Here is a 21,167-nt window from a genome sequence, read left to right as displayed (position 1 = left end):
TCGCCGCATCAGCGGCGCGGCAAACAAGTCACCCGCAACGACTTGATATCTTCGAAAATCCCCAGCCCGCTGCGTCCCCGTCTTTCCCCCAAGTCGGGGATTTGCTGTCCTGGTTCGAACGACAGGCTATGGTCTTCGAAGTCTTCGTCGTCGAAGGCGGTTACCTGGGCGCGCGGTCCGACTATGACGCTTTCCAGGCCGGTCCAGCGGGCGCCGAACGGACCTTTCATGGTGCGCATCTCGACCGGGCCGACGATGTTCAGTTGAATTCCGGTAAAACGGTCGCCCGTGTAGAACTGTACCCAGCAACCGTCGGCGACCCGCTCGGCGCTGAACGATCCGGGCACGATCAGGACCGTCGGCAAAGCGCTGGGCTCCTCCGTAATCGGCGGGCGAGCGTCGGTATCGGGCGCGGAGGGAGGCACGGACTCCCTGGCCGTCACATTCAAGCCCGCCACGGCGGACAGCGCCCCGGCCACAATCCCGAACCGAAGGCGCCTAAATTTCCGCATGCGACGCTCCGATCAGAAAATGAGCATAAGAATCCCGATCACGACCAATAACCCGATCAGGAAGATGATGCCGATCGCGCTGCCCAAGAATCGCAAGATGCTGCCCATGTCCATGTCTCCGCGAGTGAAATAGAGTTTCGTCCATAACCATTGAGACAGCCGCTCCGAGGTTTCCTCACCGCCGCCGGGCCGGTGGTTGGGCTATCCGGGCCGTCGCCGTCCGCTTTTGGCCATTTCGGAGGAAATCCAGCTTGATTTCGGAACCGACTCGGAGCAGGCCGATAATGTTGCGCAAGCTGCTGGCATTGGCCACGGGAGCACCATCGATCGCCACCACGACATCGCCGGGACGCAGCCCCGCTTGGGCGGCAGGCGAATCCGGCTGAACCTGGGCAATCACGGCGCCGCCGCTCCGCTCCAGGCCCAAGGCTTTCGCCGACTCGGGAGTCAAATCCTGGACCCCGATCCCGAGTTGACCTCGCTGAACTTCGCCGTACTGGACGATCTGCTGCATGACGGCTTGGGCGAGATGGCTCGGGATCGCGAAACCGATGCCGACATTGCCCCCGGCCGGGCCGACGATGGCGGTATTGATCCCGACCAGTTCCCCATTCAGGTCGACTAGGGCGCCGCCGGAATTGCCGGGATTGATCGAGGCGTCGGTCTGGATGAAGTCTTCGTAGCCTTCGATGCCCAAACCGGAACGACCCAGCGCGCTGACGATGCCGGAAGTCACGGTTTGGCTCAAGCCGAAAGGACTGCCGATAGCCACCACGAAATCTCCGACCCGCAGGGATTGCGAGTCGCCGAACCGCAGAGCCGTAAGGTTTTTCTCGTCGATTTTGACGACCGCCACGTCGGTCTCGGAATCGGCGCCCACCACCGTAGCCTCGAAATCCCTTCCGTCCTGCAGGGTCACGGTCACTTGGTCGGCATTGGCGATGACGTGGTGGTTGGTGAGGATAAGCCCGTTTTCGGCGTTCACGATCACGCCGGAGCCGAGGCTCTGCTGTTGCCGTTGGCGCGGCGGCATGTTCGGCAAGTCGAAGAACCGTCTGAAAAACGGATCGTTGAACAGCGGATTCTCCTGCACGTTCACCGTCGAGGTCGTCGAAATATTGACCACGGCGGGCAATACGGCTTCCAGCATGGGCGCCAGAGTCGGCCTGCCGCTTTGTCCTATGGCGGCGCCGGGATTGGACGCCTGGTAGGCCGCTGCCGGCGCTTGCGCAAGTCGCGGTGCCGGTACGGGCTCGCATCCCGCCGACATCATGATCAGAACGGCGCCAAGAGCGCAAAGTCGGCCAAGCCGTTCCATGGAGTTCCTCCCGCAGTGTGCTTCTCGAGTCGCGACGTCACTTTTTAGGTCGTTCGATACCGTAAAAGTTCTCGGGCGGATTTTCTCTCTTCCGCCTGCGCGTGCATCCTCGATTATCGAGCATGAGCGCCGACCGCCTGCGGGATCATTTCAGGCTGAAGAGATACGCCGCCATGTCCCATGCGTCATGCTCGGTCACACCCAAGTCGGGCATGGCCGTGCCGGGCGATATCCGCTGCGGGTCCCGAAGCCACAGAACCAGGTCGTCCGGAGTGTTGGGCAGAACGCCGGCGATGTAGATGCGATTGGCCCAAGCGGTCAGGGGCGGCCCGGCCAAACCCTTGGCGCCGACGATGCCGGGAATGATGTGACAGGTCGCGCAGGCATATTGCTGCAAGGCGATACGCCCCCGGGCCGGGTCTCCGCCGGTGACGAACAAGGGCTGATCGGCGCGGCCGCAGGCATTCAGAAGAGCCAGTGCCGCGAAGAGTCCGCCCGCTCCTTTGATTCTTCTTATCGCCCGCCGGTCTTTCGATCCCATTCCGCGTACTCCTTCGGGGAAAACTCCGGCAACCGCTCTACGAACGCCACCACCGCCCACAACTCCTCCTCGTCGAGGCGATATTGCCAGGCGGGCATGCCGGTCATGCGGATTCCGTTGGCGACCACCCAATAGATGTATTCGGCCGATTTTTCGCGTGCCGTTTGTGCCAGATTGTTGGGCAGCGGCAGCATCCCCTTGCCGGCATCGTCGGGAGGCACACCCGGCGCGCCATGGCATTGCGCGCATTTGTCCCGGTAAATGCGGAAGCCGCGTTCCGCCAGGAGGGGATCGTCCAGGGGCGGCGCCGCGATGCCGCCGAGGCGGGCCGAGACCGACCGATCCAATGCGAAATCCAGCATCTCGTAAACCGGCCAAGTGTGTTGATAAATGGCAGCGACGTTGTACACGCCGGTGAGAACGACGATGGCCGCGCCCAATACTCCGAATCCACCCAGGATGACGAGAGTGATGAGCGCATGGATCAGAAACTTTCGGGAAGGTGCCATGGTCTCTTGTGAGTACGCTCCAAAATTCGAGAGAACGGCGCCAGCCGCACGGCTCGATATTCGGCCAGGGGAGTGACCGATGACCATCGGGAATGGAACGTCTTCCGACGCTATAGCATTTTCGACTCTCCGCACTGCGGTTAGTGCCGGCTGTCGATGCGTTCGGCCGGACGGCCCGCGTTCCGCCATGCCATGACCGCCCGTCTTGGTTCGGCCTTGCTCCTGGCAACGCTGCCGGCATCTGCCGGCGCCGGCCTTCAATCCGCCATCGATCCGCATTCGCCGACCGCATCCGAAATTGATGCCATCGGCTGGCTGCTGTACTGGGGAGCCGCGGTCATTTTCGTTTTGGTCATGGCGCTGACCGTTTATTCGATGTCCGGATCGGAACGCGCCGGCCGCTTGCTGGGCCATCGCCGAGCAGTCCTTATCGGCGGCCTCGCGTTTCCCGTGGTCCTGTTGTCCGCGCTCTTGGTCTATACGCTGAGAATCGCCGGGGATATCGTCACCCCGTCGGAACCTCCGGCCCTGCGGATCGAGGTCGTCGGCGAGAAGTTTTGGTGGCGGGTGAATTACCTGACCGAGGCGGGCCATGTCGATGTCGCCACCGCCAACGAGATCCACCTTCCGGCCGGTCGGCTCGTGGAATTCAGACTGCGCACCGCCGATGTCATCCATAGTTTCTGGCTGCCCAACCTGGCCGGAAAAGTCGACATGATTCCCGGCCGTATCACCACGCTGCGTATCCGACCCGACCGGCCGGGCGTGTGGCGCGGGCAGTGCGCCGAGTATTGCGGCGCCCAGCACGCCAACATGGCCTTCCTGGCGGTGGTCGAAACGCCGGAGGATTTCGATGCCTGGCTTAACGCCCAGCGTCAGCCCGCGCGTCCGCCGGCGGCTTATTCGGAGAACCGGAGATGAACGCGGTTCCGGGATTGTCGAACATCTCCGTCCGCAGCGTCCCTAAAATCATGGATCGCAACCGGCACTCCGATAAAGGAGCGAAACATGGCGAGCAAACCCGTGACGGTTATCGTTCGAATCGTAGCCAAACCCGGCATGGAGGCGCAGGTCAAGCGAGAGCTCATGAACCTCCTCGCCCCGACCCGCTCGGAAAAAGGCTGCATGAATTATGACATGCACCAGGCTGCCGATGACGATTCGCGTTTTCTCTTCCATGAGAACTGGGTGTGCGAGGAGGACCTCAGAAGGCATCTCGAAGCGCCACATATCAGACATTGGATTACGCTGGCCGAAACGCTGTTGGCCGAGCCGATGGAGCTTACTCTCTGGCACAACGTTGGTTAGATGCGCCGCTCGGTGTATGCGACGGCAGCACCGCCGGTACCGCTTTAACGGAGGACTGCGCAAGAGCTGAATCTTCGAGTGGATTTCACGGATGCCGGCCGCGGCGCTTCCACGCGCATCGGCCGACGGCTTATTTGGAGAACCCGAGCTGATGCCTTTCGATTTCAAGAATTATTCGCTCTGGCTCAACATCGTGATGTTCGCGGTTTCGGCAGGCATCGTCTGGATTGCCGGCACCAAGGTCTCGCACTATGCCGATGCCATCGCCGAGCATACCGGCATCGGCCATGCAGCAGCCGGATTGATCCTTTTGGGCGGCATCACTTCGCTGCCCGAGGTCGCGGTCACGGTCGCCTCGTCCGCCGCCGGCAATGCGCCGCTGGCAGTGAACAACATCCTCGGCAGTCTCGCGATCAACGTCGTCATCCTGGCGCTGGCCGACGCCGTCATCGGGCGGGACGCTCTGACTTCGGTGATTCCCGATCCGGTCGTGATCTTGCAAGGGGCACTGGGCGTACTGCTGCTCGCTCTGGTGTCCGCGGCCGTGATCGTGGGCGACACGGCGTTCCTCGGCATCGGCGGTTGGGCATGGAGCATTCTCCTTTTTTATTTCGGGGCCATCTGGATGCTCGCCAAATCTCAGGGCCGCTTTCCCTGGCGGCCGGACGGGCTGGGCTGGCATCAACGACGCGCTCCGAAGCGTCCCCATCAGGGACTTGAGGGACAGCACAGAGGACATCCGGCCCAACGCGACGAAACGGAGGAGGAACCCGAACGTCCGTTTGGAAAAATTCTCGGCAAGACGGTGCTTGCCGGTTTGGCGATTCTGGTGGCGGGCTATGCGCTATCGCGTTCCGGTGAAACCCTCGCCGAGCAGAGCGGGCTGGGCTCGAGCTTTTTCGGCGCCGTTTTTGTCGGCTTTTCGACCTCCTTGCCGGAAGTCAGCACCGTACTGGCGGCGATGCACCTAGGGCGTTACCTGATGGCGGTTTCCGATATCTTCGGCACCAATCTGTTCAACGTCGGCATGATTTTTTTGATCGATGCCGTCTATCCGGACGGCCCGGTGCTGAACCAGGTGGGACGGTTTTCATCATTCGCGGCCCTTTTAGGGATTGTCGTGACGACGCTGTACATCGCCGGTTTGGTCGAGCGCCGGGATCGGACGATCCTGCGCATGGGCTACGACTCGCTGGCCGTGCTCTTGACTTATCTCGGCGGGATATTCCTGCTGTATCGATTGCGCTGAGGAGACATGGATGGACCGGAATCAGGAATTTCCGAACCCTGTGCCCCGCCCGGACGAAGAGCTTTCCCTGCTCAAAAAGATTTGGCGGCCACCATCGGGCTGGAACTTCATCACCGTCGTCAACAACGAGTACATCGGCATCTTCTACGTCGGCACGGCCTTTCTGTTCTTCTTGCTGGCCGGCGTGCTGGCGCTCCTGATGCGCACCCAGCTCGCGGTGCCGGAAAACGATCTTCTGGGGCAGGACACCTATAACCAGATCTTCACGATGCACGGCACCATCATGATGTTCCTGTTCGCCGTGCCGGCGGTGGAAGCGCTGGGAGTTCTCATCCTGCCCAACATGCAGGCGGCGCGCGACCTGCCCTTCCCGCGGCTGTCGGCCTATGCCTTCTGGGCTTATTTCGCGGGTGGGCTGGCGTTCTTCTGCAGCCTGTTTTTCGACTTGGCGCCCAAGGGCGGCTGGTTCATGTATCCGCCGCTGACCAGTTATCAATTCTCGCCCGGCGACAACTCCGATTTCTGGCTGCTCGGCATCGGCTTCATCGAAATCACGGCCATCGCTGCGGCCATCGAGATCGTGGTGGGGGTGCTGCTCAACCGCGCGCCCGGCATGAGCCTCGATAAGATGCCGATCTATTGCTGGGCCATGCTGGTGTTCGCCGGGATGATCATGGTCGCCTTCCCGGCGGTGATCCTCTGCACCGCGCTTCTGGAGCTGGAGCGCAGCTTCGAGTGGCCGTTCTTCGTAGCGGAGAAAGGCGGCGACCCCTTGCTCTGGCAGCATCTCTTCTGGTTTTTCGGTCACCCGGAGGTCTACATCATCTTCCTACCGGCCGCGGGAATCGTCTCGATGATCATACCCACCATGGTGCGCAAGCACTTGGTAGGATACCGATTGGTGGTGCTGGCCCTGGTGGGCACGGGTTTCCTGAGCTTCGCCCTGTGGGTGCACCATATGTTCGCCGTGGGACTGCCGCAGATCTCCATGAGCTATTTCTCGGCGGCCAGCATGGCGGTGTCGGTTCCGAGCGGCATACAGGTGTTCGCCTGGATCGCCACCATTGCGGCCGGACGCCTGAAACTCACGGTGCCGGCGCTGTTCACCCTGGCTTTTTTGTTCATTTTCGTGCTGGGCGGGCTGACCGGGGTGATGGTGGCGATCGTGCCCTACGACTGGCAGGTGCACGATACCTATTTCGTGGTGGCGCATCTGCACTACGTGCTGTTCGGCGGCATGGTGTTCCCGCTATTCGGCGTGTTCTATTACTGGGCGCCTTATGCGAGCACGAAGCCTCTCTCGGAAAAACTGGGCCGCTGGGTGTGCGGATTGATGTTCATCGGGTTCAACACGGCGTTCTTCCCGATGCACATCACCGGGCTGCTGGGTATGCCGCGGCGGGTCTATACCTATTCGGCGGAAGTCGGCTGGGACACCCTCAACCTGATCTCGACTTTCGGCGCTTTCCTCATCGGTGCGGGCGTTCTGGTGTTCCTGGTCGATCTCATTCGCAACTTCCGACCCTTCCGTCCGGAAAAGGCGGGCAACGTCTGGGATGCAGGCACCCTCGAATGGCTGCCCGGCGGCGATTACGCCATGCGCAGCATTCCCATCGTCGAAAGCCGCGAGCCGCTTTGGGATCAGCCGAATCTGGCGGAGGACGTCGAGGCCGGCCGCTATTACCTGCCGGGCGCGCCTACCGGCGCGCGCGAGACCGTCGTCACCAGTCCCATCGATGCCCGGCCTCTGTACATTTTGCAGATGCCGGCAGGGAGCTGGTTCCCGGTGTTGGCGGCCTTCGGAACGGCGGCGTTCTTTCTGCTCCTGACGGTGAAGGTAGTGGTGCCTGCACTGTTCTTCGGCGTGTTCGCCATCGCCATGATCATCCGGTGGGCATGGGAAACCGACCCCGGCCCCAGCCACCCTCCCGTGGACATCGGCGGCGGCATCAAGCTGCCGGTCTACGTGACCGGCCCCATGTCGCATTCCCGGTGGGCCATGGTCGTGCTGATGATAGTCTCGGCCTCCCTCTTCGCCTGCCTGATCTTCTCGTATTATTTCCTGTGGACCGTAGCGCCGGGGTTCTGGCCCAAGGGCGGAGAATCGCTGCCGGAAGTGGCTTATCCGCTCGCGGCGGGAGGCCTTTCGGCATTCAGCAGTGCTGCCATTGCCTACGCCAGCCGCGCATTGAAATCGAACAGGTTCTGGACGGTGCGCCTGGCCATGCTTTTAGCCGTCCCCCTGCTCGTCGGTGCGTTGGTGGCCGAGCTGTGGGGCCAATGGCAGATAGGCCTGCGGCCGACCGATTCCGGCTATGCCGCGATCGTTTATACCGTCATCTCGATTCAGGGATTTTTCGTTACCGTGGTGGTCATCATGGGCCTCTATACCTTCGCCCGCTCGGTGTGCGGACTCATAAACCGCGAACGCCGGGCCACTTTCGACAACACCATGCTGTTCTGGCATTACACGGTCGTTCAGGGCCTGATTGCATTAGCCGTGGTCCATCTGTCTCCGCGCTTCCTGGGGTGAACCGCCATGGCTGCCGCACTCCACTTCGTCACAAACACGCTTCGGATGCTCTCGGGCGTCTTGATCTGGGGTGCCCATTTCGGGGTTGTCTACATCGCCACTGCCCTGGTGTGTGCACGGGGGGTTCAGAATTTAAGCTGGCTCGGGGTGGGCATCGTTGCATGGATGGTCACCATTGCTACGGTGATGGCGATCGCGGGGATTCTGATCATACTTGTCCCCGCCTGGCGGAATCTTCACCGGCACCGCCCGCAGTCCGCGACACCCGCTTTCATCGACTGGATGACCGTCTCCTTCGGGGGGCTGGCACTGCTGGCGATCGTATGGGTAACGTTTCCGGTAATGCTGGTGCCGATATGTTAGCCCTGATTTCCAGCACCCGTTCGTCTGCAATCCATCGGCGTGCTTGGCAGCCACGAAGCGGACGACCCAATACGCGTGGAATTGGTCCCCTACCGGCACTTTGCGAAAGTTTTTGGAACGAGAACGCTTAAACCGAGAAGGACGAACCGCAACCGCACGTTGTGGCCGCATTGGGATTCCGAATAACGAATTGAGATCCGGATAAGTCCTCGGTATAGTCGATCTCGGCACCGGTCAAATATTGGATGCTCATGGAATCGATCAAGACAATGACACCGTTCTTCACAATTTGCGTGTCGTCTTCATTGACCGCGTCATCAAAAGTAAAGCCATATTGAAAACCTGAGCAGCCGCCGCCGGTAATGTAAACCCGCAGCTTCAGGTTATCGTTTCCTTCATCGGCTATCAGTTGGCTCACCTTGGCCGCAGCGCTGTCAGTAAATTTAATAGGCTCTTCGCTCATACAACTCGTAACCTCGGTACGCTTATCGATCAAACGCCATTATATGATTTTTTCCGAGAGTTTCGGTCAAGAATAACCGCTATCCATAACTTGATGGTCATTTATGAAAAAAAGGATTCTTTTTCTCGGTCTGTATCTGAGCTTATCCGCACCGTCCGCCTGGGCCCTACGCTGCGGCTCTCTACTGGTAGACACTGGAGATTACAAGCTCGAGGTGCTTCGCAAGTGCGGCGAGCCCGTATTCACGGACTCCCGCATCGAGCTCAGGTATGTGAAATTGTACGGTTCGGGCTTGGAGTTGGGGCAATACGTGCCGGTCATGATCGACGAATGGACCTACGACTTCGGTCCGAATCGGTTCGTGCAGCTGCTTCGATTCGAGAACGGCCGTCTGGTGGATATAGAATCCTTGGGCTACGGCCGATAACCGGCACGCTCAAAACCGTTTTCCTACGGCGAAAAATAAAAATTGCCCTCATCACGGATGAGGAGCAAATCAACCGTCTCCCGGTTGGATCACCTCAAGCTTCACTTGAGCAAGTCCCGCTCTTATGAATCCGAGCTCTTTGGCCGCGCGCCGCGAGAGATCGAGCAGACGCTTGTTCGCGGGATCGCCGCGGTCGTTCACGCGCACCTCTATGCTGCGGTTATTGCCGAGATTGGTCACCCGGAGCCGGGTACCGAATGGTAGCGACCGATGCATTGCGGTGAGGCCGTTCCGGTTGTAACGCTCGCCGCTGGCCGTCCGCCGGCCGTGGAAACGATCGCTGTAGTACGATGCAATGCCTTTTTGAGAGCTTGCAAGGCTTTTTGGACTTGCCGTTCTGGCATGACCAACAGTACAGGAAGACGCCAGATAGATCGACAGAAGGGAGTTAGCAATCAGTCGAAGCTTCTGCATCCTTCACCTCCATATTGGTTATTTTAGGAACGATGCCGTTTCATAATAAACGATGCTTCTAAAAAGGCCAAGTTTTTATCGAAATGGTTATATCGTCATGCGCTGTTCTGCGATGCGGCTCACGCCTTGGCGCAGATCCCGTCGCGCAACCAACCTGAAAATGAATAGCCCGCGCTCCTGTTTCAACGGCGCGGGCATTCGAATTTAAATGACTGTTTTGAGAGCTTCTCAGTTTTTCGCTCAGCCGATTGCTTCAACCCCACCCATGTACGGAAGCAAGACCTCCGGAACTCTGATCCGTCCTTTTTCATCCTGATAGTTCTCCATCACGGCAATAAGGGTGCGGCCGACAGCGAGTCCCGAACCGTTCAGGGTATGAACCAGCTCGGGTTTACCCGTTTCGGCATTCCTCCAGCGCGCTCTCAAGCGTCGCGCCTGGAAATCCCGGAAATTGCTGCACGACGAGATTTCACGGTAGGCATTCTGTCCCGGCAGCCAAACCTCGAGATCATAGGTTTTGGCCGATGAAAAGCCCGTATCGCCGGCGCACAAAACCATTCTTCGAAACGGCAGCTTCAAGCGCTTGAGAATCTCCTCCGCATGGGAGGTTAGCTCCTCATGGGCACGCGCCGAATCGTCGGGCCTTACAATCTGCACCAGCTCGACTTTTTCGAATTGATGCTGGCGTATCATGCCGCGTACATCCTTGCCGTAGGAGCCGGCTTCGCTGCGGAAACACGGCGTATGGGCAACGAATTTCAAAGGAAGCGTTTCCGCGGCCAAGATTTCGTCGCGGACCAAATTGGTAACCGGCACCTCGGCGGTCGGAATCAGATAGAACGGCGGTTCGCGATCGAGCTTGAACAGATCTTCTTCGAATTTCGGAAGCTGCCCCGTGCCGCGCAAGCTTTCCGCGTTCACCATGAACGGCACGTAGGTCTCGGTGTAACCGTGCTCTTGCGTATGAATATCGAGCATGAATTGGGTCAAGGCCCGCTGCAAACGAGCCAGAGGACCTTTCAGGGTGACGAACCGTGAACCCGTAATTTTGACGGCCGCCTCGAAATCGAGACCTCCAAGCCGCGTTCCCAAATCGACGTGGTCGCCAGGTTCGAATCCGAACTGCGACGGCTCGCCCCAGCGATGGATCTCCACGTTGTCCGCATCGCTCCGGCCATCGGGAACGTCGGCATCCAAAATGTTCGGTATGCCGAGCAGCAAGTCTTCCAACTTCGCTTGAATGCCTTCCAATTCCCCTTCCATCCGTTTGAGGTCATCCCCCAAATGCTGCATCTCCGCAAGTATAGGCTGGATATCCTCTCCTCTTGCCTTGGCCTGGCCGACCAGCTTGGAGCGCGTATTGCGTTCGTTCTGCAACGCCTGAGTGCGGCCCTGTATTTCCTTGCGCTGGTTTTCCAACTCGCGAAATACTTCGGTGTCCAGCTTGAACGAGCGCCGCGCCAATTGCGCTTCGACCTCATCCAATTGAGTGCGGAAAAGACGTGGATCTAACATCGGTTATCCTTGGTGAGATTTGGGTGAATCTGGATCAAAAACTATCTACGGCGCGGGCGAACCCGCCGGAGATTCGAACGGATTCATCGGCGCCGTGGTGCATAGCGAAGGCGGGTATCAAACTGCTTGAGTCTTCAGATAAGCTATTTCACGAGAAGAGACGGACAAGTAGCTTCGATCGAACCCGCTAGCTTCGCGTCTTGTCAGCGCACGGACAGCCGAAAATACGAACTCATCCGGCATCCGCCAGCACTTTCATGGCCTGACGATTCGGATTCCGCACAATACCCCGCTCGGTGACGATGCAATCGATCAATTCGGCCGGAGTCACGTCGAACACTGGATTCCACGCTTTTATAACACTGCTCGGCCGCGCGAAATATTCGTTCAGCAGTTCGCTCTGGGCCCTTTCCTCGATCCTAATGCTCTCGCCGGACTCTGTCCGCCAGTCGATGGTGGACGTCGGCGCAACCACCATGAATTTCACGCCATGGTGGCGAGCGGCAACGGCCAAGGCATAGGTGCCGATCTTGTTGGCGGTATCTCCGTTTGCGGCGATGCGGTCGGCTCCGACTGCGATCCACTGGATCGCACCCGATTTCATCAAATAGGCGGCAGCGGAATCGGCAATCAAAGTCGCGGGTATGCCGTCCTGCTCCAGCTCCCAGACAGTCAGCCTAGCCCCCTGTAGCCACGGACGGGTTTCGGTCGCGAAGATATTCGTAACGCCCTGTCGGTAGGCACTTCGAACCACTCCGAGCGCCGTACCGTACCCACCGGTCGCAAGTGAACCCGTATTGCAGTGGGTCAAAACGCCGCTGGCTCCGACAAGCAGGGAGGCTCCCAAGTCGCCCATCGTTCGATTGGCAGCGATGTCCTGATCATGAATGGTGCGCGCGGCTTGCAACAGATGCGGCTCCGGGTCACCTTCGACAGCCCCGATTTCCGATCGCATACGGTCAAGGGCCCAGAACAGATTCACGGCAGTGGGACGCGAACTGGCAAACTTGGCCAAATCCGCTTCGATCGCCTCTCTCCAGTTATCCGGATTTTCGCGATACCGTTGACGCGCCGCCAACACGACACCATAGGCGGCGGCGATACCGATGGCGGGGGCTCCGCGCACGCGCATCGAAAAGATAGCCTCAGCCACGCCCTGAGCGCTGTCGAATGTCTCGTATTCGACCACGCTCGGCAGCCTGCGCTGATCCAGCACGCGGAGCCCGCGCTCGCTCCACTGCAGGGCACGGACCGTATCGTTAGACATTATGGGTGCAGAAGATGAAGGCATTTGGATTATTGAAATCAGGCGATTGTCGAAGAACCCCCGACTCGCGGGTGTTGTCGGGCCGGGCCGGTGCGGCTAAACGTCCATGCATTTTAAGATGGTCCAGCCGACAAACAAAGAATTCGCTCGTGCGCACCGAGACTTGGTGATAAGTCCTAAAGAGGCATACCATTTGCAACGCGTTTTAAGGCAATTAAGGTGCGCGTTTTTGCCGCATCGTCGAGCGGCTATTCTCGGTTGCAAGATGGTCATAGTCACATTAGCCTGAATTTGTCAAGACTAACACCCGTAAAGGTCCGACTATGGTACTCGAAATCTACCTCTGGTGTTGGATGCACTTGGAACCGCGGCATGCGGCGAAAAGAGGCGCAAAACTTCTGGGCTTGGCGGTATTGGTGTTGGCTCCGCTGATTTATGCCAACGTCGAAATGACCGGACAAGGATTCAAGCCCTCGACGCCCAGCCTGACGATCGAGGTTGGTCAGAAGGACTCGAATCGTTAAGTCCTCTTTGCCTGTGCTCGCTGCCGTACGGCTTCAAAAAGCAGTACGCCTGTCGCAACCGATAGGTTAAGGCTTTCGATTTGGCCGAACATTGGAATTTTGACTAAAAAGTCACAGGACTCGCGCGTCAAGCGACGTAGACCCTTTCCTTCGGCTCCGATCGCCAAGACCAATGGAATGGCCAGGTCGATCTCGTATAGCGATCGCTCGGCCTCGCCCGCAGCCCCTACGATCCACAGCCCCGCCTCCTTTAACCAGCCCAGGACTCGATTCAAATTGGTTACGCGGTAAATCGGCACCGTTTCAGCAGCGCCGGAGGCGACCTTGGCCACGGTCGGCGTCAACCCCACAGACTGATCTTTCGTTATAATGACCCCCTGTACTCCAGCGGCGTCCGCGGTACGCAAACAGGCTCCGAGGTTGTGCGGATCCTGCACATGATCCAGAACGAGAAAAAAAGGCTGCCGCGAAAGATTCGCCAGCGCATCCTGAAGCTCCGACTCTCCGAGTTCAGCGGCCAGCTTCAGCTCGAGAACGATGCCTTGATGGCTTCGGCTTTCGGCTAACGAGTCAAGTTGATTTCGTCCGGCCGGCTGAACCGAAATTCCAAGGGAAGCCAATTTCCGTTCGATGGCGGCAATGCGACCATCTTCCCGCCGATGGTCTATCCAAACGCTGATGATTTTGTCCGGGGCGTTTTCGAGAGCAGCTTCCGCCGCATGAAGACCCGCGATGCGACGCCGATTCTTCATGACCGGCGTCTTTTCTTCCGCGTCCGGCGCGACGAAGACTCGGAGCGTTTCACCAATTCGAGGTCGATCTTGCGTTCATCCAGATCCACGCGAGCCACAATCACACGAACGCTGTCGCCAAGCCTATAAGTCACACCGCTCCGCTGCCCTTCCAACCGATAACCGATCGGATCGTAGTGAAAGTAGTCTTTGTCCAAAGTCGAAACGTGGACCAATCCTTCCACGAAGATGTCTTTTAGCTCCACAAAAAAACCGAATGGCGTAACGGCGGAAATGACGCCTTCGAACTCCTCTCCCAGCTTATCGAGCATGTACTCGCATTTAAGCCAGGCGACGACGTCGCGAGTCGCCTCGTCGGCGCGCCGCTCGGTGTACGAGCAATGCTCGCCCATCAGTACCATGTCGTTATGGGAATAGTAGAATTCTTCTATCTTTTTCTTTTCGAGCGAGTGGCGAATAGCCCGGTGTACCAGCAGGTCCGGATAGCGCCGGATGGGCGACGTAAAATGGGTATAGGCATCCAGGCCCAACCCGAAATGGCCTTTTTTCTCCGGGCTATAAACGGCCTGAGCCAGCGAGCGTAACAGTACAGTTTGGATCAGGTGCTCGTCGGCCCTGCCGGTGATATTGTCCAACACTTCGAAATAATCCTTAGGTCCAGGATTATCGCCGCCACCGAGGTTCAGACCGACTTTTCCGAGAAAGGCACGCAGATCGGCCAATCGTTCGGCGGTGGGACCCTCATGAATTCGAACCACATGGGGGAGTTTTTGACGGGTCAGATATCGCGCCGCGGCGATATTCGCGGTAATCATGCATTCCTCGATCAGGCGATGGGCGTCGTTGCGCTCGCGCGGCACGATTTGCGCGATTTTCTTGCCCTCTCCGAATACGATGTAGGATTCCTGGGTGTCGAAATCCATCGCCCCCCGTGCCTCCCTTGCCCGCCGCAGCACTTTGTAGAGCGAATGCAACTCCTCCAGGTGAGGCACTAGAGCGCGATACTTCTTCCTCAGTATCTTATCGCCGTCGACAATCATGCGGGCGACTTCCGTGTAAGTGAGCCTCGCATGGGAGTACATCAGCCCCGAGTAGAAACGTGAACGGACGATGGCGCCATCGGTGTTTATGTAAATTTCGCAGACCATGCACAGCCTGTCTTGCTCGGGGTTGAGCGAGCACAAACCATTTGAGAGCACCTCCGGCAGCATGGGAATGACTCGATCGGGAAAATACACCGAGTTGCCACGGATTTTTGCTTCGTCGTCGAGAGCCGTTCCCGGCCGGACATAATGGGAAACATCGGCGATAGCGACATAAAGTTTCCATCCTTTCGGCGTTCTTTCGCAGTACACGGCATCGTCGAAATCGCGGGCGTCCTCCCCGTCTATGGTTACGAGCGGCAGCCGCCGCAAATCAACGCGACCGGCTTTATCATCTTCCGCGACTTCCGTACTTAGCCCCGCAACGTCGTTCAACACGGCTTCCGGCCACTCGGCCGGCAGATCGAAGCTGCGAATCGCCACCTCGATCTCCATACCGGGGGCCATGTGATCCCCCAGAACCTCCCTGATTCGACCGATGGGGTCACGCTGGCGGGTAGGTTGCTCGATGATCTCGGCGACCACGATCTGACCTGGGAGCGCTCCATTTCTATGCTCCTCAGGAATAAGAACGTCGTGAGCGATGTGCTTATTGTCTGGGACGACGAATGAGATTCCCTGCTCCAGGTACAACCGACCCACGATATTGTGCGTATTCCGCTCCAACACCTCCACAACCCCGGCCTCTCGCCGCCCGCGGCGGTCGACGCCGCGTATGCACACCACGATGCGATCATCGTGCATGAGCGAACGCATTTCCTTGGGCGAGAGAAAAAGATCATCGCCGCCCTCGTCGGGCCGAAGAAAGCCGAACCCATCGGGATGGCCGATGACCCGCCCAACGATGAGATCTTTGTGGTTTACGATGCAGTAATAATTGCGGCGGTTTCTCAGTATCTGCCCATCCCGCTCCATGGCATTGAGGCGGCGACGGAGCGATTCAACGTCCTCATCCTCTTGTACGCCCAATACGCCGGCAACGTCCTCGACTCTTAAAGGAATCCCTTGCTCTTTCATCACCTCGAGGATCAACTCCCGGCTGGGAATGGGACGCTCATACTTTCCTGCCTCCCGCTCGGCGAAGGGATCCTCGAGCTTAAACCCTCTAGCGATCGTAGGGGCGGACTTGGTCATCGATAATTTTCCTATTTTCTATATGTTTAGTTTTGCTATTCGGACAGCCCTCGGTCCGACAACCTCTTCGAAGATCGATGATTCCCTTCAAAACTTTCGGTATTGACAATTTAACCGATAAGTAACAAAATTCGCGACTCAATTGAGTCGCTCGACTCGCCTCTTGCCGAGGTGGTGAAATTGGTAGACACGCATGATTCAGGTTCATGTGGGGAGACCCGTGGAGGTTCAAGTCCTCTCCTCGGCACCATCCTTAGTCGTCCCTCAATCGAAGGGATTCTTCAGAATTATCGTCTCGCTGCGATCAGGACCGGTCGAGAGAATATCCACTGGCACACCGACCAATTCTGAAATCCGGTCAATATAGGCTCTCGCATTTGCCGGAAGGTTCTCATACGAGGTAATGCCGGCAGTAGACTCTTGCCACCCTGAAAGCTCCTCGATAACGGGCTCGCACTGAGCATAACTATCGGCGCCGATTGGTACCGTACGAATCTCCTCTCCTTTATATCGATAAGCCGTACAAATTCCGATCTTTTCCAGCCCATCCAGAACATCCAATTTCGTCAGGCACAACCCGCTCAGACTGTTGAGTTTCGCCGAACGCTTCATCAAGATGGCATCGAACCAGCCACAGCGACGCGCTCGTCCAGTAGTAGCACCGAATTCCGCGCCTTTCGCGGATAAATGCTTGCCAATCTCATTCGACAGTTCCGTCGGAAAAGGTCCGTTTCCAACGCGTGTCGAATAGGCTTTGGTGATACCCAATACATAATCGAAATCCAGCAGGCCCATTCCGCTACCGGATGCTGCGCCGCCCGCCGTAGTATTAGACGAGGTCACATAAGGATAAGTGCCATGATCGATATCCAGCATTGCGCCTTGAGCGCCTTCGAAGAGGACATTTCTATCCTCATCACGATAAGCATGCAGCATACCCGCCACATCTCCCAGCATGGGTTTAATCTGCTCACCCAATGCCATCGTTTCGTCCAGCACTTGCTGATAATCGAGCGGAGACTGCCGGTAATACCCGCTGAGTACGAAATTATGATAATCCAGGAGTTCGCGTAACCTTTCGGCAAACACGGCGGGATACATAAGATCGCCGGCGCGTAACCCTCGCCGCGACACTTTATCTTCATAAGCGGGACCGATACCTCTTCCTGTCGTACCGATAGCCTTATCGCCACGAGATTTTTCACGCGCTACATCTAACGCGACGTGAATGGGTAATATCAAGGCACAGGCTTCGCTGATCGTAAGCCTATCCCGAACCGGAATACCGGCTTTCTCCAGCAGCGCAATCTCTTCCAACAAAGCGCGGGGCGATAACACCACGCCATTGCCTATCAAGCATTTCACCGACTCCCGCAAAACGCCAGAAGGTATCAAATGCAATACCGTCTTTTGGCCGTCGATTACCAAGGTATGCCCTGCGTTGTGACCACCCTGGAAACGGACCACTGCATCTGCACGCTCCGTCAGCAAATCGACAAGTTTACCTTTACCTTCATCGCCCCACTGGGTGCCGATGACTATGACGTTTTTACCCATTCTTGATTCCAGATTAGCGTTTCATTTTTCGAGGTAATTTTGGGCTCAATCGCTAACGGGAAAGACTTCCCAAGTTAGCCCCTGCTTTTGAAGGTAGTGTGAACATGCCATCTCGCGAGCCTCGCCAGTTTGTCCATACAACGCCTGAATGACCGTTTGCCCGGCGCCGCGCAAATTACGCACTATTTCGTGCAAATCGGGATCGTCTACGGCGGGCGCAAAAATGCGCAAACTAGGCGCATCATCGTCTTTTCCGTTGGCCAATCGTGCCAGAACCTTCAAATCGGCGCTAAAACCCGTCGCCGGACGAGCGCGCCCGAAAATTTTTCCGATCTCATCGTAACGGCCGCCACGTGCAATTTCTCTGCCGTAACCCGGCACAAAAGCGGCAAATACGACACCCGTTTTGTAGTGATAACCACGCAATTCCGCAAGGTCGAAATTGATTCGTAAGGCCGGGAACAAGCTTGTCAAACTCTTCGAAATGGATTCCAAATCCATCAAAGCGCGATGTACCGACTCATTGGCGGTTGCCAATCGCTTTCTAGCTTTCTCTATGACACCCTCATGTCCATTTAGATCGATCAGCGCTTCCAACATCTCGGTGGAAGAATCGCTAACCGTCAGCGAATGTAATAAAGTTACCAATTCCGGATAGTCTTTCCGCTGAAGAATTTCAAACAGCTCCGCCTCCTGCTGCGCATTCAAACCGGCCTGACGTGCCAACTCCCGATAGATGCCTACATGTCCCAGATCCAGATGTACGTTTTCAATACCTGCAATGGCAAGCATCTCCAACATCAAGCAGATAACCTCCATGTCGCTGGCATTACCCGCATGTCCGTACAATTCGGCCCCAACCTGCAATGGGCTCCGGGACTTTTCGAGATGATCCGACTGCGTGTGCAGCACCGTTCCCATGTAACAGAGCCGTGTCGGCGTATCGGTGCCAAGGTTGCGCGCATCGATACGCGCAACCTGAGGCGTCATATCAGCACGTATCCCCATTAATCGACCACTGATCTGATCGATGATCTTGAATGTCTGCAAATCAAGATCGTTGCCCGAACCAGTCAAAAGCGATTCAATGAATTCAATCAGCGGCGGCATCACCAGCCGATAGCCCCAGCTGGCGAACAGATCGATGATCTTTCGACGTAGCTGCTCCAAACGCTCGGCTTCTTCCGGAAAGACCTCATCAATACCTTCTGGCAACAGCCAATTATCTTCGGTTAGCATCGAATTCGGTGAGCTCAGCAAACGGAAAAAAATCTGGATGGATTAGGCGACAGTTATGTTACCGCGAGGCTCATATTGACCCTAGCAGTGTGTGAGAATCCTTTGCCAACGGCAAACGGTCCGCCCCTTTGTCCCTGTCGACTGGACAAAGGGGCAATAGAAAATATGCGGGAGCAACAGTCCGGTTACTTTGGCTTTTTGAAGTACTGGAAGAATTTCGAATCAGGCTCCAACACGATCATATCGTTCTCGTCCTTGAACACTTGCCTGTAAGCATACAAGCTTCGATAAAACTCGAAGAACTCTGGATTTCTGCTATATGCCTGAGCATAAATCTCCGATGCCGTGGCATCGCCCTCACCACGCCTGATCTCCGAGTCTCTATAGGCATCAGCAAGTATCACCTCCCGCTGACGGTCTGCTTCCGCACGAATACGTTCGGCTGCCTCCGCACCACGCGAACGGAAATCTCTCGCAACCCGTGCGCGTTCGGCTTCCATCCGTCGGTAGACCGATGAACTTACCTCATCCGGCAAATCGATTCCTTTCACACGAATATCGATAACCTCGACTCCCAAATCATCGACTACAGGGTTCACCGTCTTGATCAGTAGATCGCGGATCTGGCCACGCTCTAAGGAAACCACCTCGCGGATAGTTCGCTTGCTGAATTCGTTCCGCAATGCGTCTTTCGTTATCTGATCGAGACGAATATTTGCCGCTGCCTTATCCCCACCGACTGCCTTATAGAATTTCGTCGCGTCTTCGATCCGCCATTTCACGAACCAAGTAACGATTACGTTTTTCTTTTCAGAGGTGAGAAACCGCTCGGGCTTGGACTCCAATGTGAGGATTCGGTCATCGTATTTCTTCACCTCTTGATATGGAAGCTTGAAATGCAACCCCGGCTCGAAGTCTGTTCGAACGATTTTCTTAAACTCCAGCAATAAGGCTCTTTCCGTCTCCGATACAGTAAATATGGAGGTAGCAGTAATTACCAGCAAAATAAAAACAAACGCAAGAATTAGGGTATTTTTACTAATCATTATTGTCCCCTTCCTTCACGACCTCGAGTGGTTGATCGGATAGTTCTAGGGGCCCCGCTGTCCGATACTTCCGGAGTAGTAATCGTGGCATTGTCGGCATCTCTGGGCGGCATCAGGGGCGACGCAGCTTTTTGAAGTTTATCTATAGGCAGATACAACAAATTATTGCTGTTCTTGACATCGATCAATAACGTACCCGTGCGTCCAAGCACTTCCTCCATCGTATCGAGATAGAGGCGCTCTCGCGTAACCTCCGGAGCCTTGTCGTACTCCGCCAGCAACTGTTTGAACCTACTCGTGTCACCTTCTGCTCTGGCAATTACGCGCTGTTTATACGCTTCCGATTCTTCCAAGACACGTGCCGCGGCACCCCTTGCTCTTGGCACGACTTCATTCGCATAAGCTTCCGCTTCATTTTTCAGGCGCTGCTCATCTTCCCTTGCCTTGATCGCGTCCATGAATGCTGCCTGGACTTCTTCCGGAGCCTGAGCATCCACCAAGCTCACATTGCTCACTCTGATTCCGGTTTGATATTGATCCAGCGTTTGTTGAATTTCGTTCTTGATCTCGTCGGCAACCTTGCCCCGTCCCTCCGTCAACACGAAATCCATCGTACTCTTCCCGATAACCGCACGTTCGGCGCTTTCAATAACCTGCTTCAAGGTTTCGTCCGGATCAGCAACATTAAAAAGATAATCTTTCGCATCCTTGATCTGATACTGAACCGCTAATCGGATATCGATAATATTTTCGTCCTGCGTGAGCATAAGGGCTTCCCTGGGCACGGATCCCAAAGATTGCTGACGCCCGCCGGAGCGATACCCTACTTCCAGAAAACGTTGCTGCTCCATATTGACCACCTGAACGTGCTCTATTGGCGCAGGCATGTGCCAATGCAGCCCAGGCATGGTGGTATCAGCGTATTTGCCGAAACGCGTAACGACGCCGCGACTCCCTTCGTCTACGAGATAAATACCGGTTAGCCCCCATACAGCCAAGGCAATCAGGAGAAATAAACCGATCGTCCTCATGGGCGCATTTTCACCGCCACCGAAAAACCTCCCTATCCTTTCGTGTAATCCGCGCATGACTTCTTCCAAGTCCGGAGGCGTCTCCTGCTGATCACGCCCGCTCCACGGATCTTTTTTATTACCGCCCGGTTCGTTCCAGGACATTGGATGACTCCTATAGTACAGAACTTGATGCTCTTCTAGAGCTATAACAAAGCCGCTACTGCGGCATGAATATTAGAATTATCTAGGAAAATGGTTGGATATACAAAAACGAGCATTTGAGAGGAAGCCGGAACGCTCTCCACTGGCCCAGTGCTTCA

Annotated in this window: 21 protein-coding genes and 1 tRNA gene; 8 read left to right on the top strand and 14 right to left on the bottom strand. The window is 56.8% G+C overall.

Translation table 11 applies throughout. The features are described from left to right. Window positions 1-8: 8 nt before the first annotated feature. The 4 genes from B2A78_RS13895 to B2A78_RS26355 form a co-directional block, all read right to left on the bottom strand. Window positions 9-512: a beta/gamma crystallin domain-containing protein gene (locus B2A78_RS13895; RefSeq protein ID WP_077730595.1), complete on the bottom strand. Its 504-nt coding sequence runs from the start codon at window positions 510-512 to the stop codon at window positions 9-11. A gap of 175 nt (window positions 513-687) precedes the next feature. After that, window positions 688-1,830: a Do family serine endopeptidase gene (locus B2A78_RS13890; protein WP_346425848.1), complete on the bottom strand. Its 1,143-nt coding sequence runs from the start codon at window positions 1,828-1,830 to the stop codon at window positions 688-690. 145 nt (window positions 1,831-1,975) lie between these two features. Then, window positions 1,976-2,371 carry a c-type cytochrome gene (locus tag B2A78_RS26360; protein WP_133718174.1) on the bottom strand — a complete coding sequence of 132 codons (396 nt, stop codon included), beginning with the start codon at window positions 2,369-2,371 and terminating at the stop codon, window positions 1,976-1,978. Continuing rightward, on the bottom strand, window positions 2,344-2,880 hold the full coding sequence (locus tag B2A78_RS26355) for a cytochrome c (protein WP_205780781.1): 537 nt from the start codon (window positions 2,878-2,880) through the stop codon (window positions 2,344-2,346). The genes B2A78_RS26360 and B2A78_RS26355 overlap by 28 nt, the downstream gene beginning before the upstream one ends. A gap of 192 nt (window positions 2,881-3,072) precedes the next feature. Here B2A78_RS26355 and coxB point away from each other — a divergent pair, with 192 nt between their 5' ends. From coxB to B2A78_RS13860, 5 genes are all read left to right on the top strand, one after another. Further along, window positions 3,073-3,801, top strand: a complete 729-nt coding sequence (gene coxB / locus B2A78_RS13880; RefSeq protein WP_168175426.1) for a cytochrome c oxidase subunit II — start codon at window positions 3,073-3,075, stop codon at window positions 3,799-3,801. A gap of 87 nt (window positions 3,802-3,888) precedes the next feature. Next, window positions 3,889-4,188 carry a putative quinol monooxygenase gene (locus tag B2A78_RS13875; protein ID WP_077730593.1) on the top strand — a complete coding sequence of 100 codons (300 nt, stop codon included), beginning with the start codon at window positions 3,889-3,891 and terminating at the stop codon, window positions 4,186-4,188. Window positions 4,189-4,339: 151 nt separating this feature from the next. Then, window positions 4,340-5,437 (top strand): sodium:calcium antiporter, encoded by a 1,098-nt coding sequence (locus tag B2A78_RS13870; protein WP_077730616.1) that lies wholly within the window; start codon window positions 4,340-4,342, stop codon window positions 5,435-5,437. Window positions 5,438-5,447: 10 nt separating this feature from the next. Then, window positions 5,448-7,970, top strand: a complete 2,523-nt coding sequence (locus B2A78_RS13865) for a cbb3-type cytochrome c oxidase subunit I (protein WP_077730592.1) — start codon at window positions 5,448-5,450, stop codon at window positions 7,968-7,970. 6 nt (window positions 7,971-7,976) lie between these two features. Next, window positions 7,977-8,333 carry a hypothetical protein gene (locus tag B2A78_RS13860; RefSeq protein WP_077730591.1) on the top strand — a complete coding sequence of 119 codons (357 nt, stop codon included), beginning with the start codon at window positions 7,977-7,979 and terminating at the stop codon, window positions 8,331-8,333. 127 nt (window positions 8,334-8,460) lie between these two features. Here B2A78_RS13860 and erpA read toward each other — a convergent pair whose 3' ends face one another. Beyond that, complete coding sequence (gene erpA / locus B2A78_RS13855) at window positions 8,461-8,796, bottom strand: iron-sulfur cluster insertion protein ErpA (protein ID WP_077730590.1); 336 nt, start codon at window positions 8,794-8,796, stop codon at window positions 8,461-8,463. A 103-nt stretch (window positions 8,797-8,899) separates the two neighbouring features. On the opposite strand from erpA, the gene B2A78_RS13850 reads away from it, so the two are divergent. After that, window positions 8,900-9,223: a DUF2845 domain-containing protein gene (locus tag B2A78_RS13850; RefSeq protein WP_077730589.1), complete on the top strand. Its 324-nt coding sequence runs from the start codon at window positions 8,900-8,902 to the stop codon at window positions 9,221-9,223. Window positions 9,224-9,292: 69 nt separating this feature from the next. Here the strand turns inward: B2A78_RS13850 and B2A78_RS13845 are convergent, their stop codons facing one another. From B2A78_RS13845 to mtnA, 3 genes are all read right to left on the bottom strand, one after another. Then, window positions 9,293-9,697 (bottom strand): septal ring lytic transglycosylase RlpA family protein, encoded by a 405-nt coding sequence (locus B2A78_RS13845; RefSeq protein ID WP_077730588.1) that lies wholly within the window; start codon window positions 9,695-9,697, stop codon window positions 9,293-9,295. A 240-nt stretch (window positions 9,698-9,937) separates the two neighbouring features. Next, the gene (gene serS, locus B2A78_RS13840) at window positions 9,938-11,212 is read right to left on the bottom strand and encodes a serine--tRNA ligase (protein WP_077730587.1); all 1,275 of its coding nucleotides are present in this window, start codon (window positions 11,210-11,212) and stop codon (window positions 9,938-9,940) included. 232 nt (window positions 11,213-11,444) lie between these two features. Continuing rightward, on the bottom strand, window positions 11,445-12,479 hold the full coding sequence (gene mtnA / locus B2A78_RS13835; protein ID WP_077730586.1) for an S-methyl-5-thioribose-1-phosphate isomerase: 1,035 nt from the start codon (window positions 12,477-12,479) through the stop codon (window positions 11,445-11,447). 353 nt (window positions 12,480-12,832) lie between these two features. Here mtnA and B2A78_RS26090 point away from each other — a divergent pair, with 353 nt between their 5' ends. Next, a complete protein-coding gene (locus B2A78_RS26090) occupies window positions 12,833-13,003 on the top strand; it encodes a hypothetical protein (protein ID WP_166642627.1) in 171 nt (56 codons plus the stop codon). Here B2A78_RS26090 and rlmB read toward each other — a convergent pair. Further along, a complete protein-coding gene (rlmB, locus tag B2A78_RS13830; RefSeq protein ID WP_077730585.1) occupies window positions 13,000-13,755 on the bottom strand; it encodes a 23S rRNA (guanosine(2251)-2'-O)-methyltransferase RlmB in 756 nt (251 codons plus the stop codon). The genes B2A78_RS26090 and rlmB overlap by 4 nt on opposite strands. Further along, entirely contained in the window at window positions 13,752-15,992 is a 2,241-nt protein-coding gene (gene rnr / locus B2A78_RS13825) for a ribonuclease R (protein ID WP_077730584.1), read from the bottom strand. The genes rlmB and rnr overlap by 4 nt, the downstream gene beginning before the upstream one ends. A 165-nt stretch (window positions 15,993-16,157) precedes the next feature. Between rnr and B2A78_RS13820 the strand changes: the two genes are divergently transcribed. Then, window positions 16,158-16,242 (top strand) — tRNA-Leu (locus tag B2A78_RS13820). Window positions 16,243-16,256: 14 nt separating this feature from the next. On the opposite strand, the gene B2A78_RS13815 is transcribed toward B2A78_RS13820, so the two are convergent. From B2A78_RS13815 to hflK, 4 genes are all read right to left on the bottom strand, one after another. Then, a complete protein-coding gene (locus B2A78_RS13815) occupies window positions 16,257-17,549 on the bottom strand; it encodes an adenylosuccinate synthase (RefSeq protein WP_077730583.1) in 1,293 nt (430 codons plus the stop codon). A gap of 45 nt (window positions 17,550-17,594) precedes the next feature. After that, window positions 17,595-18,788 carry an ATP phosphoribosyltransferase regulatory subunit gene (locus B2A78_RS13810; RefSeq protein ID WP_077730582.1) on the bottom strand — a complete coding sequence of 398 codons (1,194 nt, stop codon included), beginning with the start codon at window positions 18,786-18,788 and terminating at the stop codon, window positions 17,595-17,597. Window positions 18,789-18,973: 185 nt separating this feature from the next. Next, window positions 18,974-19,834, bottom strand: coding sequence for a protease modulator HflC (gene hflC / locus B2A78_RS13805; protein WP_086134122.1), 861 nt, complete (start codon window positions 19,832-19,834; stop codon window positions 18,974-18,976). Continuing rightward, a complete protein-coding gene (gene hflK / locus B2A78_RS13800) occupies window positions 19,834-21,009 on the bottom strand; it encodes an FtsH protease activity modulator HflK (protein WP_077730581.1) in 1,176 nt (391 codons plus the stop codon). The genes hflC and hflK overlap by 1 nt, the downstream gene beginning before the upstream one ends. Between the last annotated feature and the right edge of the window lie 158 nt (window positions 21,010-21,167).

This window comes from Methylocaldum sp. 14B, from assembly GCF_002005105.1.
GTDB lineage: Bacteria > Pseudomonadota > Gammaproteobacteria > Methylococcales > Methylococcaceae > Methylocaldum.
Note: the sequence above shows the minus strand (reverse complement) of the source record. Positions and strands in the feature narration are given on the sequence as shown.